This is a genomic window from Bacillus sp. ok061, from assembly GCF_900108285.1.
In the GTDB taxonomy this organism is placed as follows: Bacteria; Bacillota; Bacilli; order Bacillales; family Bacillaceae_G; genus Bacillus_A; species Bacillus_A thuringiensis_S.
On sequence record NZ_FNUW01000005.1, the window covers coordinates 201,181 to 216,124 of the forward strand.

The window sequence follows — 14,944 nt, forward strand, 5'->3', positions numbered from 1 at the left end:
ATGAGGTGGTTAAATGGGAAATGAGCAAGTGAAGTCTGTAAAGGAAGAAAAAAAGTTATGTCTTTGTATGATCGTCAAAAATGAGTCTAGAATTATGGAAAGATGTTTAAATGCAACAAAATCAATTGTAGATTTTGTTTCTATTTGTGATACTGGATCGACGGATAATACGCCTGAAATTATTGAAAATTGGTGTAAGGAAAATAAGATACCTGGAACGGTTCATCATGAGCCGTTTAAAAACTTTGGTTATAACAGAAGCTTAGCTGTTTCATTAGCGCAAAAAACATATCCAGAAGCGGATTATTTATTAATATTAGATGCAGATATGATTTTAGAGGTTGATCCGAATTTCGATAAAAAGAGCTTAACGGAAGATCATTATCTTACATTGCAATATGATGTTCATATTAAATATTGGCTTACACGTCTTTTGAAAGCTTCTTTACCATGGAAATCTGTCGGTGTTACTCATGAGTATTGGGATATAGATCGTTCAAAAGTTGGAGTGAATTACAATACGAGGGTAGATCGGTTAGAGACTCTTGTCGTGAATGACCCTGGAGATGGCGGGAGTAAAGCTGATAAATTTGAAAGAGATGAGAGGTTGTTATTACAAGGAATAAACGACCCAGAAACAACGCCGGATTTGCATATAAGATATTTATTTTATTTAGCGCAGACTTATTTTCATTTAAGTCAATTTGAAGATTCGATTAAATGGTATAAAAAGCGAGTGGAAGCAGGGGGATGGGTTGAAGAGGTATTCTATTCGTTATTGCGAATAGGATTTTGTTATGAGCAGTTAGCAAATCGTTCAGCAAATAAACAAAATGAAGTGACAGATGCTGATGAAAAAGAGAATGTTAAAGGGCAAGAAGAGCAATATTTAGCATTAGCTGTTTTTTATTTTCAAAAAGCGTGGGAATATAGACCAACTCGGGCTGAACCATTATATCAACTTGCAAGGTTGTATCGATTACGATCTCAAAACAATATTGCTTTGATGTATGCTCTGCAAGGGAAGGAAATTCCTTTTCCAAAGGATGATCTTCTATTTGTAGATTATCATGTGTATGATTACTTATTTGATTATGAAATTTCTATTAGTGCTTTCTATATACCTCATAAAAAACATTTAGGGGCCGTGTCGCAAAAGTATTTGGAATCGATTAAAGAAGAGATTCCATTTCATATAGCAAATGTAGTAGAGAATAATGCGAAATTTTATTAAATACATTTTCGGTTAAAGGAGTAGTGGAGTAATCATGGAATTAATGCGATGGGCGATTGAACTAGGAGAATCGGTGCATGGAAATACGTATGAAGAATTGATGCCACTACTAGACTATTATTATGATCGTGATCATTTAAAAGCGTATTGTATCGCAAATCTTCTTTTAAACATGGATGTATTAGATGAGGACCGGGAAAGAATCGAATTAAGGAGATGCATCGCTGCTTATTATGCTGGATTATATAAAGTAGCAAGAAAACATGCAAATGAGTTGGTACTTAAACATCCGGATGTAGATTTATATAAAAATAATTTGAAATTAATGGAAGCTTATTTGAATAAAGAATATGATTATTGTCTTTTTATATGCCCAAAGACATACGGTAGTTTCATAGATGTTGCGCGAGCTTTAAAGTGGCGGTTGGAGCAGGAGGGAAATACAGTAATTATATCAGAAACAATACTGGAAAATGTAAAGAATACAGTTGTTTTTGGAGCACATACATACGCATATAACCCGAATCTTCTTCCGAAAGATGCAATTATTTATAATTTAGAACAGCTATACGAAGGAAGTCCATATGCGCACCCCCTTTATTTAATATTATTAAAAGATAGAGTGATTTGGGATTATAGTAAACAAAATATAGAATGGCTAAAACAAAAAGGGGTAGGAAAAGAAATAAAACATGTAGAAATGAGCTATGCTCCAACTTTGGAAATAAAAAAAGATGCATTTGAAGATGAGATTACTGAAGATATTGATATTCTGTTTATAGGTGCTCTTAATCCGAGGCGGCAAGCTATTTTTGATCATCTAAAAGCGATTGCCCCGAATTTAAATATAGTTTTTAAAAATAATGCGTGGGGAATTGTTAGAAATGAATTGATTGCTAGAGCTAAAATTATATTAAATATTCATTTTTACTTATCAGGAATTCTTGAAACACCTCGCGTGTCTTATGCAGTCGCAAATAAGAAATTTATTATTTCCGAAAATAGTAATCCAGAAGATGAGGTAGAGTGGCCGGGAATTGTATTTACTCCGTACGAAAAAATAATTGAAAACGTAATGAAATATATAGAATTACCAGAAGAACGGAAAAAATTAGCAGGAAAAGCATATAATCATTTTGAAGTAAATGAAAGTTTAGGTACATTGAGTCTGAGAGATGAAACAAAGTAATTGTGCGAAACTCATACGAAAGTATGAGTTCTTTTTTGTTTATCATACTATTTTATGAAACAAGTTAACTCTTTATATTGTGTTTTGTATAGAAATTTCTGATAATATATAAGTAGAACTTGAAAACAAAGGGGAGAAATAATCATGAAACTAGTCGTTATTAACGGTACACCAAGAAAATTTGGTAGAACTCGCGTGGTGGCAAAATATATTGCGGATCAATTTGAAGGGGAATTATATGATTTAGCAATTGAGGAGTTACCTTTATACAATGGAGAAGAGTCACAACGTGATTTAGAGGCAGTAAAAAAATTGAAAACGTTAGTGAAAGCTGCGGATGGGGTTATATTATGTACACCAGAATATCATAATGCGATGAGCGGTGCGCTGAAAAACTCTTTAGATTACTTAAGTAGTAGTGAATTTATTCATAAACCAGTTGCGTTGTTAGCGGTTGCTGGTGGCGGTAAAGGTGGAATAAATGCATTAAACAGCATGCGAACGGTCGCTAGAGGTGTTTATGCAAATGCCATTCCAAAACAAGTTGTGCTTGATGGATTACATGTGCAAGATGGTGAACTTGGGGAAGATGCCAAACCATTAATTCATGATGTAGTTAAAGAATTAAAAGCATATATGAGCGTATATAAAGAGGTGAAAAAGCAACTAGGAGTGGAGTGATATGTCCTCACTTTATCATGATTCTCGCTTGTATTACATTCTAGGGGCCAATAGTCTATCTGCTATTGGTTCCGGAATTGTTATGATAACGATTCCGTGGCTGTTAATTAAAGAGAGTGGAGGAGAGACAACGTTTGGTTATGTTTCTATCATTGCAACCCTCATTATGTTTTTATTAACACCATTCATTGGGCAAAGTATTGATCGTTTTTCAAGAAAATCTTTATTGCTATGTAACGAAGGAATCGGAATTGCCGTAATTGGAATAATGGTTATATGGGGATTTGCGGGGCAACCTTATCATTCTATTCACTATATTCTTATTTATATAGCCGGATCATTCTACTATTTATTATTTTATCCTACAATATTTGCGTTCAACCAAGAGATATTTCAAGCGGAACATTATAAAAGTTTAAGTGGAACGATGGAAATACAAGGACAGTTAACACAAGTTATTTCTGGAGCGGCCGCGAGCTTCTTAATTGAAATTGTATCTTTGAAGTGGATTTTGTTAGTAGACATGTTAACTTTTGCTGGAGCATTTTTTCTTTTCTTATGTATACCGTACGTAAAGAAAAAAGAAGTGAAAAGAAAAATAACATTTAAGAAGCAATTATTTAAAGGAATTCACTTTATGAAAAAACGTCCTAAGCTCTTTTGGTTCTTACTGGCCACTTATATGCCGTTTATAGGTGTTATGATGGCAAATTATTTAATACCAGTTTATATTTCGGATATACTTAAAGCCAATGCCTCTGTATACGCAATAGAGGGGATGATGTACGGTGTTGGAGCGGTTGTTGCAGGAATCTGTATTCCACTCATAATGAAATATGTAAAAACAGAAGTTTCAATCGTTATGACGATGTTCATTTATGTAATTTCAATTACCGTAATGATTATTGAACCTTCCGTAATTTTCTTATATGGACTTGCAATTTTTCATGCAGTTGGAAATGCGGGTACAAGAGTGGCGAGAAATGTATTGATGATGGAGGAAATTCCAAACGAAGTAATGGGACGTGTAGACAGCTTATTTCGCCTAATTGGTACTGGAATACGAATTGTATTATTAATGCTGTTTACAGCGGGTGTATCTAAAGCCGGAGTAATGCTTCCGTTTTACGTATTAAGCTGCATATTGATCTTCTCATTAGGAATCGCTATTTATTATGTACTATCACAACGTAAAGTAGCGGCGAATGTTTCTAATAAATCAATCGTTTAAAAAAACACTTCTGCCGCCCTTTCTTTTTCTGTATAATAAAAAGAAAGGGAGTGCAAACTTATTTATGAACAAATGGATCTTTCTTATCATTTTATTATTACCGCCACTATATATCATTTATATGACGTTTAGAATGAACAAAGTTGCTCGTGAAAAGTTGAGCTATCACTCTCCGTACGTTCTTATACTGGGTGCAAAGTTATTTGGAGATAGACCGTCTTTATCTCTTCAAAATCGTTTGGATGTAGCGTTGGAGTATTTATTTTCCCATCCTGAATCGAAAGTAATTGTTTCAGGTGGTCAAGGAGAAGATGAAGATATACCGGAAGCTCACAGCATGAGAAACTATTTAATGGTACACGGTATAGATGAGAGTCGTATTTTAATAGAAGATCAATCTACAAATACGTATGAAAACTTAAAGTTTAGTATGGATTTATATAATGTGAAACATGCAGTAGTTGTAAGTAATACGTATCATTTATATCGAACGAAAATAATTGCAAAGCGTTTAGGCATGAAGATGGAGGCATTAGCTGCTGAAACACCAATTCGTTCTAAGAGAAAAATGTATGTTCGCGAATATGCTGCTATTATGAAAACAATATTGTTCGACCGTTAGAGCTCAAATGCGAGCTCTTTTTTAATTTAAAAGCGTATCATTTGAAATGAATGCCATATTCCATCAAAATAAAGGAAACAACAGTAAAGGAGTTGTGTTTGTGATTCAATTTAATCATGTGTCAAAATCGTATGAAGATGGCACGAAAGCAGTGGATTCATTGCATTTAGAAATTAAAAAGGGAGAATTTTTCGTTCTCATCGGTCCGAGTGGTTGCGGGAAAACAACGACAATGAAGATGATTAATCGTTTAATCGAAACGACTGAAGGATCGATTTTAATCGATGGAAAAGATATTCAACAATATAATATAAACGAATTACGTTGGGATATAGGATATGTGTTGCAACAGATTGCATTGTTTCCTCATATGACAATCGCTGAAAATATTGCAGTTGTTCCTGAAATGAGGCAATTTAGCAAAAAGGAAATAAAAGCACGCGTCGATGACTTGTTACATATGGTTGGATTAGATCCGGATATATATCGAGATCGTATGCCTGATGAATTGTCAGGAGGACAAAAACAACGTGTCGGTGTCGTGCGAGCATTAGCCGCAAACCCGAAAATCGTTCTTATGGATGAACCATTTAGTGCGTTAGATCCATTAAGTAGGGAACAGCTTCAGAAGGATATTGTACAGTTGCAAAAAAAGATTCAAAAAACAATCGTGTTCGTAACACATGATATGCAAGAAGCATTATCACTTGGAGATCGCATTTGTATTATGAAAGAAGGAAAAGTTGTTCAACTAGATACACCAGAAGGAATTATACATAATCCGAAAAATGAATTTGTAGAGGAGTTCATTGGAAATCGTGGACGAACTTGGTATGAGGAGAAAAGTGTAGCAGATGTATTGCCGCTTGATCAAAGTGTGCAATTAGAAGGGCAGGCACTATCATTACATTCTTCTTTACAAGAAGCGTTAGTTCGTGTGCGTGATGAGGAGATCGTTCCAGTTGAAGAAAACGGTCAATATATTGGAGCGTTAACAAGTCGTCATATCGTCAATTACATTGTTGAACAAATGAAGGAAAGAGGCTAAACAGTGACTAATTTTATACAAACGTTCCAAGAACGAAAAATAGAATTACTAACTGCATTAAGTGAGCATTTACAAATATCGCTTATTTCATTATTTTTTGCAGTAATTATAGCGGTGCCACTTGGCATTTTATTAACAAGAAAAGAACGAATGGCTGAATTTATAATAGGAACTTCTGCAGTAATGCAGACAGTGCCATCACTTGCATTACTCGGACTATTAATTCCGTTAGTAGGAATCGGAAAACTTCCAGCGATTATTGCATTAGTTGTGTATGCACTATTACCTATTTTACGAAATACATATACAGGAATAAGGGAATTAGATGAATCTCTAATAGAAGCCGCGAAAGCTATGGGGATGAATAGTTGGAGAAGATTGTGGAAGGTAGAACTTCCTCTTGCATTGCCTATCATTATGGCCGGTATTCGTACAGCGATGGTATTAATTGTTGGAACGGCTACATTAGCAGCTCTCATTGGTGCTGGTGGGCTCGGTAAGCTTATATTATTAGGCATAGATCGAAATGATCATGCACTTATCATTTTAGGGGCCGTACCAGCCGCGTTACTCGCTTTATTCTTTGATATAGTACTTCGCATACTTGAACGACCGAAACGCTCTTCTAAGCGTGTTATATTGACGATATGTATTGTTTGGATAATGATTGCTTCTCCATTTCTTTGGAGTACAGAAAAGAAAGATATTGTTATTGCGGGCAAACTTGGATCAGAACCTGAAATTTTAATTCAAATGTATAAGCAGCTTATTGAACAAGATACCGATTTAAACGTACAATTAAAACCAGGTCTTGGAAAAACAGCATTTGTATTTGAAGCGTTGAAATCCGGGGAAGTAGATATATACCCAGAATTTTCAGGAACAGCTTTATCTACTTTCGTGAAAGAAGAACCAAAGAGCACAAATCGTGATGAAGTATATGATCAGGCTCGCATTGGAATGGAAAAGAAATATAATATGGTTATGTTGAAGCCAATGGAGTATAACAATACATATGCACTAGCCATGCCGAAAAAAATAGCAGATCAAAAGAATATAAATACAATTTCTGATTTAGGGAATGTTGTGCAGGAAGCCAAAGTAGGGTTTACATTGGAATTTGCTGATCGTGAAGATGGTTATAAAGGAATGCAAAAATTATATAACTATAAGTTCTCGAATGTTAAAACGATGGAGCCGAAGCTGCGTTATAGCGCAATTCAATCTGGAGATGTTAACGTAATTGATGCATATTCAACAGATAGTGAATTGGAGCAATACGGACTGAAAGTGTTAAAAGATGATAAAGGGTTATTCCCACCTTATCAAGGAGCGCCATTATTAAGAAAAGAAACGTTACAGAAATATCCTGAACTTGAAAAGGTATTAAATAAATTATCTGGAAAGATTACAGATGAAGAAATGCGAAAAATGAATTATGAAGTTAACGTAAATGGTAAAAGTAGTGAAGAAGTCGCAAAACAATTTTTAGAAAAAGAGAATTTACTTCGTTAAATTTACAAGAAATATACAAATTTATATGTTTTAAATGACCGTTCATTACAAAATGAGCGGTTTTTTTGTGCATACTTATACATTTTTTCAAAAAAGTATTCCATTTTTGTTCATTTTCTTTTAGAATAAGTAATGTTTTCCTGAAAAAATATAAGAGAAACGTCTATTAGAGAAAAAGGTGACTTTAATAGTTGAACGAACATAACACCTAGAATGACAGATGGGGTGGTACAAATAGAAAAGAAGTTAGGATTTTTTCCGTTAATCGCATTAGTAGTTGGAACAATGGTTGGTGGCGGTGTTTTTAGTTTACCGCATGATTTAGCAGTAGGAGCAAACAGTGGTGCAATAATAATTGGCTGGTGTATTACAGCGATGGGAATGATTCCACTTGCGCTCGTATATCAAACGTTAGCAAGACAAAAACCGGAACTTGAAGGTGGAATTTATAGTTATGCACGTGCTGGTTTCGGTGAATATATTGGATTTAATAGTGCTTGGGGATATTGGCTAGCAGGAATCTTAGGTAATGTCGCAACAATTATGTTACTGTTTAGTACATTAGGTTATTTCTTTCCAATTTTCAAAGGAGGAAATAATGTTGCATCTATCGTTGGGGCATCACTTTTATTATGGACACTTCATTTTCTAATTTTATTTGGAATCCGTGAAGCTTCTATTATGAATGTTATCGCAACAATAGGGAAGTTAGTTCCAATCGTTTTATTTATTGTTGTAATGGTAACAGCCTTTCGCTGGGACACATTTACACATGATTTTTGGGGAGAAGGAACCTTCTCACTTTCCGCTATACTTGGTCAAGTGAAAAATACAATGCTTGTAACACTTTGGGTTTTCATTGGAGTTGAAGGAGCGGTTGTATTATCCGGAAGAGCGAAGAATAGCCGAGATGTTGGTAAGGCAACAGTAATGGGACTTATTTTAGTAATGTCCATATATATTTTAATTTCTGTTCTGTCAATGGGAGCGATGACAAGAAGCGAACTTTCTGTGCTAGAAACTCCGTCAATGGGACATGTATTAGAGCATGTTGTTGGTTCATGGGGTGCAGTTGCGATTAACATTGGGTTAGTTGCTTCACTTGTCGGTACATTAATTGGCTGGTTTTTACTTGTTTCTGAAATTTCTCATGTAGCCGGAAAAGATGGCGTATTTCCGAAAGTCTTTACGAAGACAAATAAAAAGCAAACACCGCACATGGCATTATGGATTTCAAATGGTGTTGCCCAAATTATATTTATCATCGTTCTGTTTTCAGAATCAACATATCAAATTATGTATTTCATTGCATCAACATCAATTTTATTACCATATTTATTATCAGCGTTATTCCAATTTAAATTAGTCATTACAAACGAGCTAAAAGACGCTAAATTAAAAAATGGAGCGTTAGCTTTAATTGCTTCTATTTACTCTGTATGGCTTCTTTATGCAGCTGGTTTAAAGAATTTACTACTAGTTTCAATTGTGTATGGAATTGGAATTATTGTTTACACGTTTGCAAGAAAAGAACAAGGGAACCGTTGCTTTGCAGGTGCAGAGAAATATGTGATGTGGGCAATTATTATTGCGGCTATCATATCACTGTATATGTTATTAACTGGAAATATAAAAATGTAAAAAGTCCTTTTCATTTAAAGGGCTTTTTTCTTTGTTTAGAGAATATTTACTACATAAGATATTCAGGAGGGATGAGAATGGAAGAAAAAGAACAGTTGTCTAGAATAATTGATTTAGCTAGTGAGTTAAGGAAAGTATTAGTGCAAGAATCTTTTTTTAATCATCATCCTGAACTGAGAGGAGTCATTGAGAATTTAGCAAGTTCTGTTGAAAATTTGGCGGAATTGCAAAAAAGTAAAGATGAAAACGCTGAAGATCGATTACGTTACGTACTTGCTAAAATGAAAATTGCTCATAATGCAATTTTACAAGAGAAAAAAGCATTTCCTTCTCATTAATATACGTTTTAATTTTGAACCTGGCGGATAACGTCAGGTTTTTTATTTCTAGTTTTTCGTTTCTTTCATACACTAAGAATAGTATGAAAAAAGAAGGTGACTAAGGTGAAATTACATAAAGCTCTTCAGCCAAGTTTTATAAAACGAATGTACTATATGAGATTTTTAGGGAAATTTACAAAAGCTGAAAAAGAGAAGAGTGGAGAGAATTTCTTTGTACAATGCTTATCGCCAATACCATTCACTTTACAGGAACAATTTGCAAATGAACCCTATGTATTTGAAGGATTATGTAGTAATAAAAAGAATGAAAAAATCTTTTTGGAATTAAAGAAGAGGAAATTAGAAAAGCAATTAGTGATGTTTCGTCTTTATTATGAAAGAGGAAATGTATACGTGGAGTTAATATGTACAGAAGAACCGAAAGAAATAGCAAGCAGCTATAAAATGATTCCGGCACCTAAAGTTACAAATAATAAAAAAAGAGAATCTTTAGAACGAAAACTTAGCAACGGTTATTTATCATTCCTAATGCCTAAATTTCCGAAGGACTTTGAGCCTCCCGAATTATTGTGGCACGATGGAAGACTGTATGGAAACATATCCTTAAAGTCATCAATTAGCTCAATCGCATATTTTGAACAGAAACGTGAATGTAAATATATAAACTGCAGTGACTGGACGAAGTATGTAGAAATAGCGGTAGAAGATCAATTATATTTTGTAAGTGATCATGTGTATGAGCAATTAAAAAAACGAATGCATGAAGAAGGTAAGCTAGTTGAAGTAGAGGATATAAAAGTGCAAAAAGATGAATGGGAATGGGATGAGCGTGAATCGTCCTTTTTACAGTATGTACAAAGTATGGTGCATAATAAAGGGCTATATTTGGATGCAACGGATATTTATAATTTCCATATAAGTGTAAAAACAAATATGTTAACGATTCTTGGTGGTATACCGGGCGTTGGGAAATCACGTTTTGTGCAAACTTATGCAGAAGCATTAGGATTACAGTATGGGGAAGAATTGGTTTGGATTCCAATTTCACCATCGTATCAAGAACCACATGATTTACTTGGTTACCTTCATCCAAATGGTACTTTTATTGAAAGTGAAACGAAGTTAGTTAGGACGTTAATGAAGGCGAAAGAAAATCCCAATCAACTGTATATAATCGTTTTTGATGAAATGAACATGTCACATATTGAGCATTGGTTTACTCCATTTTTATCTGTTCTTCAACTTGAAACAAAAAATCGTATTTTAAACTTGTATGAGGGTGTTCAGGACATTGAGAATTCAATTCCATCAACAATTGAAATTGGAGAAAATATTATATTTGTAGGTACTGTGAATTTTGATGAAACAACGAAAGAGCTCTCCGATCGATTATTAGACCGAACGAACTTAATAACGTTACAAAAAATTCCGTTTTGTGAGATGGGCATGGAACTGGGGAAAGTCGTATTACACCCACCTTTGAAAGTAACAGCGGGAGAATTTCGGATAAATTGGATGAGAAATAAAGCGATGATTGAAGTGTTTTCTGAAGAAGAATTAGAGCTATTAGATAAGTTGCATGTCGTATTGTCATCACATGATGCGTCTAAGGGAATTTCTTTCCGATGTGCAAACGCAATTGCGACTTATTTGCAAAATATACCGTTCCAAAATAACCATACCTATATGATCAGTAGAGAAGAAGGGTTTGATTTACAAATAAAGCAGCGTGTATTGACGAAAATCAGAGGGACCGAAATGATGGTTGGTTCTTTACTTTCTGAAGAAGCAAAAAGGGGAGCGACCTTAGTACCTCTTTTGCAATCTGCACTTGCAAACAGAGTATCTACATTTGAACACTCTTTAGCATATATACGAGAAAAACGTAGGGAACTGGAGCTGTATGGATATGCAAAATGAAGGGCGTTACGAAACAAAAATCGTTGATACGAATGAAACGCTCCCTTTTGTATTAAAGTTAATCATTGGAAATGAGGGGAAAGGAGATTATATTTTATTAAATCGTCTTTGTACATCTACTACAGCATTAGTTCAATGCATTTATAAAGTACAAGAATTAAAACCGATTAGATTGCAGTACAATTATGAAATCCCAATGAATATTACTTTTATATGGAATAAAGTATATGAGGGACAGAAAAATATAAAAGAGGCTCAATATGAAATAAATGAAAAAAAACAAAGAGTATTAATATATGAACATGGGAAAACAGAATTCTTTTATCCATGGCGCTGTGGTTTATACCATTTTGAAGTTCGTATAGAAGATACAACGTATTATGGTGCTTTTCAAATCGTACCGAAAAACTTTTTTGATGATCAATTTGAAATGATTCAAGACTATGTGAAGTCAATTTTAAATGAGTTGATTTTGGATAGAGGTTATTATAAAAAGACTTTCTCTGCACTTAGCGATATTGAGGATTCTTCTTATTTAGTGTTGCTTAGAAAGTTACCCCAAAAAATGAAGATGATAAAGCAAATCTTTAAGAAAATAGAATCAAGCTCAAAATTTATAAATGTATATAAATGGGAAGGAAAAGAGAGAAAGCCAACAAGAAAAGGAACCATAGTGGCAGAAAGAAAACCTTATGCAAAACATTATAATCGTAAGTTTATAGAACAAAAAAATAGTAAGGAAAATGCATTTCTTAAATATAAATCGATGCAATTTTATCACTATTTAATTGAAGCTAAAAGTTTTTTACGTCAAACAATTGAAATATTAGAAAGAGAAAAAAAGAAAAAATCAGAAGAGTTTCAAGCCGTAAAAACAATTATACAAACAATTGAGCGTAATGGATCAGTAACCGATAGAGAGAAGCAAAAATATAAAAATATACATTTACTAAAAGAAGCCGATTTACGAAAGAGCTCAATGAAAATACAAGAATATAAAATATTGGCGCACATTGTTCATGAAAATGTACAATACTTTCAAATGTTAATGCACTCCTCGTTTTGGAGGGAAGTTACTGAAACAAGTAACATGAACTTACATGATCTACCGATACCACATCAACAATTACTACATCATTTAGAAGTACTCCCGCAGTATACGGATCAATCTCCATCGTTATTATTTGTTTATAAGCCAACGTTTTTAGTGTATGAATATTACGCTTTTTTTATCGTTATTTCAATTTTAGAGCAAATTGGTTTTGAGGCTAGAAATTCCATTCGTGAACAAATACAAGAACATTTTTATGTAGATGGATTACAAGATGGAACGACAGTAGTTTTACAACGAGATGATTTAAAGGTGCATGTCGCATTTAATGACTTAATTGAAACACATCCTCTTATTGCATTAAGTAAAGGGAGTAATTTTTACAATGGTGAGGATACGAAGAAGCCAGATATTCGCTTAGACTGTTATGTAAAAGAAGATGGGAAATACGTATATAAATCTTCTATTATTATTGAAGTGAAGTATAGTCCAATGTACAATATTTTTCAGCACGTCGGAAATACGAAAGCAACTGAGCAAATGTATAAGTATTGGTCTATAAAGTATGTAGAAGAACAGGATGGAAAGCGAGTCTATTATCGAAGGTCAATTTATGAAGTCATTTGTGTATATCCAGGAAGCCATATGCATAGTAAAAAAATTGAGTCTGGATGTGGTGTTTTCTTACAGTTATATCCATATAAGACGAAACAAGGGGAAGAGAAATTAGCTGGAAAACATGGGATGGTACAAATTTTTGAAAAGTGGTTAAAAAGCATTGAGAAGTAAAAGAAATCCTTTTTCATAAAGGATTTTTTTAGATTAAGAAGAATTATATGCTGTATGGAAAGAAACATATTGTAAGTTAGATTTGAAAAGTGATACGAATGTGTTATTAAAAGGAATGTGAGCGCGGGATAAAAGTCGATTAAATTGGAATCTAATTCATTTTGCAGAATATAATAAGTAATAAATATTTTTAGTTGCATACGAAGATTTGTTCTTATATGATAGATAGTGAAAGCGTTATCAAAAACAGAGCGACGATGGGAAAGGCGGTTAAATATGTTCCAGCGTGTTCAAACAAAGGAAGAACATTTTGGGTTCGAGCAACTATGGGGAGATTTTTGTGAAGAAAGAAACTTAATGTTCGTAGAACGTAATTTAAATCCATCACGATTTTTATTAATAGAAGATGAACATCCTATTGGTACAGTAGAATGTATTAAGTATACGGTACCTGAACAATCAAATTCTGAGTTTTTCTATCCGTTTTCTAAAAATGATTTAGTAAAAGATTTGAAGAATGTGTATGAAATAGGCAAGTTAAGTATTTCGAAAACGTCTCGTGGGAGAGGACATTTCAAAAGGCTAACAGCTATTTTATTTATACATGCGTTAGAAACAAAAGCTGAATGGTACATTGCAGCAGTAACAAAAAGAATGTATATGTATTTACTTACACTCGGTTTTCCAATTGAACCGATAGATAATCCATTTCAGTTTCATGATACTTTACAAGGTGTACCAGTAAGAATTCATGCTCGAAAAGGGGTTACGCATTTGTATTCTTTAAAAGAATTTCGTGATGTGATTCAAGGGAATGCTCATGCACAGGCATTAATTGCAGAATACAGTAAAAATATTATGTTAACGAAATAAAACGAAGTGAATATGTATAATAAAGAGAATAATATTTTTATAAGATATAACTCTTCATTAAAAAAGACCCTTATTATTTTAATAAGGGTCTAAAAATTATAATCCAAATATACTAAAAATCATTTTGCGGCGCTTCGGTTTCTTTTCTCGTTCGTATGTTGGTTTTGAATCAGGAGTAATATAAATGGGTTCTTCTTTCGTTAGGGCAGCTTCTAATTTTTGAATTCGTTCTAACATTTCCTCCATTTCACGACGGTGTTGTAAAAGTTGGTACGTGACGACATCATTTGCCTTATCTTGCATTTGTTCTTCCATTCGATCGAGTCTTCTCGTCATAGTGTTTAATTGATCAGCTAATTGTTCAAAATCATTCGATGATATGTTTTGAACAATTGTATTGACTTGAGTTTTTAATTCTTCAACCTCATTTGAGGAAGTCTTTTGAGTAGGTTGAGGATTTTGAGACTGCTCTATTTGAAATAGATGGTGTTCTAACATTTGATCGACATCATCTTGTGTGAAAATAAAGTGGCCATATTTGTTTTTTTCTATCGTAAGATTTAATTGTTGCGCGATCCGGACAACAGCCTTTGGGCTAACACCTAATTTTTTTGCGATAAATGGTGTTTTATATTCCAAAATAATCCCTCCTATATATATCCTGTTGAATGATTTCGAGCTATGAAGTAAGTTCCCTTCAAGTGCGACAAAAGAAGTGTGGAATCGGCAAAGAAAGTGTTTTTTCACGAAATTGAGTTGAGAAGAATAGTTCGTTTAAATAAAAATGTTTTATCGTAACATTTAGAATA

General features: G+C 33.7%; 13 protein-coding genes. 12 read left to right on the forward strand and 1 reads right to left on the reverse strand.

What is annotated here, in order from left to right; genetic code table 11:
* Positions 1–13 precede the first annotated feature (13 nt).
* The 12 genes from C4S65_RS09700 (at position 14) to C4S65_RS09755 (ending at position 14,135) form a co-directional block, all read left to right on the forward strand.
* Positions 14–1,234: a glycosyltransferase gene (locus tag C4S65_RS09700; protein ID WP_000526229.1), complete on the forward strand. Its 1,221-nt coding sequence runs from the start codon at positions 14–16 to the stop codon at positions 1,232–1,234.
* Between the two features lie 34 nt (positions 1,235–1,268).
* Positions 1,269–2,423 (forward strand): hypothetical protein, encoded by a 1,155-nt coding sequence (locus C4S65_RS09705; protein WP_000422322.1) that lies wholly within the window; start codon positions 1,269–1,271, stop codon positions 2,421–2,423.
* Positions 2,424–2,567: 144 nt separating this feature from the next.
* A complete protein-coding gene (locus C4S65_RS09710) occupies positions 2,568–3,104 on the forward strand; it encodes an NADPH-dependent FMN reductase (RefSeq protein WP_098838381.1) in 537 nt (178 codons plus the stop codon).
* 1 nt (position 3,105) lies between these two features.
* A complete protein-coding gene (locus tag C4S65_RS09715; RefSeq protein ID WP_061665985.1) occupies positions 3,106–4,335 on the forward strand; it encodes an MFS transporter in 1,230 nt (409 codons plus the stop codon).
* Positions 4,336–4,399: 64 nt separating this feature from the next.
* Positions 4,400–4,957 carry a YdcF family protein gene (locus C4S65_RS09720; RefSeq protein ID WP_001045714.1) on the forward strand — a complete coding sequence of 186 codons (558 nt, stop codon included), beginning with the start codon at positions 4,400–4,402 and terminating at the stop codon, positions 4,955–4,957.
* A gap of 100 nt (positions 4,958–5,057) precedes the next feature.
* The gene (locus C4S65_RS09725; protein WP_000614072.1) at positions 5,058–6,005 is read left to right on the forward strand and encodes an ABC transporter ATP-binding protein; all 948 of its coding nucleotides are present in this window, start codon (positions 5,058–5,060) and stop codon (positions 6,003–6,005) included.
* Positions 6,006–6,008: 3 nt separating this feature from the next.
* On the forward strand, positions 6,009–7,520 hold the full coding sequence (locus C4S65_RS09730) for an ABC transporter permease/substrate-binding protein (protein ID WP_098838380.1): 1,512 nt from the start codon (positions 6,009–6,011) through the stop codon (positions 7,518–7,520).
* Positions 7,521–7,733: 213 nt separating this feature from the next.
* A complete protein-coding gene (arcD, locus tag C4S65_RS09735) occupies positions 7,734–9,161 on the forward strand; it encodes an arginine-ornithine antiporter (RefSeq protein WP_000129442.1) in 1,428 nt (475 codons plus the stop codon).
* Positions 9,162–9,238: 77 nt separating this feature from the next.
* On the forward strand, positions 9,239–9,499 hold the full coding sequence (locus tag C4S65_RS09740; protein ID WP_000391447.1) for a hypothetical protein: 261 nt from the start codon (positions 9,239–9,241) through the stop codon (positions 9,497–9,499).
* 105 nt (positions 9,500–9,604) lie between these two features.
* Positions 9,605–11,422, forward strand: a complete 1,818-nt coding sequence (locus tag C4S65_RS09745) for an AAA family ATPase (protein WP_000766193.1) — start codon at positions 9,605–9,607, stop codon at positions 11,420–11,422.
* A complete protein-coding gene (locus tag C4S65_RS09750) occupies positions 11,412–13,262 on the forward strand; it encodes a hypothetical protein (protein ID WP_086413789.1) in 1,851 nt (616 codons plus the stop codon). The genes C4S65_RS09745 and C4S65_RS09750 overlap by 11 nt, the downstream gene beginning before the upstream one ends.
* Positions 13,263–13,538: 276 nt before the next feature.
* Complete coding sequence (locus tag C4S65_RS09755; RefSeq protein WP_000487795.1) at positions 13,539–14,135, forward strand: hypothetical protein; 597 nt, start codon at positions 13,539–13,541, stop codon at positions 14,133–14,135.
* 96 nt (positions 14,136–14,231) lie between these two features.
* Here the strand turns inward: C4S65_RS09755 and racA are convergent, their stop codons facing one another.
* Entirely contained in the window at positions 14,232–14,774 is a 543-nt protein-coding gene (gene racA / locus C4S65_RS09760) for a chromosome-anchoring protein RacA (RefSeq protein ID WP_000456014.1), read from the reverse strand.
* Positions 14,775–14,944 lie beyond the last annotated feature (170 nt).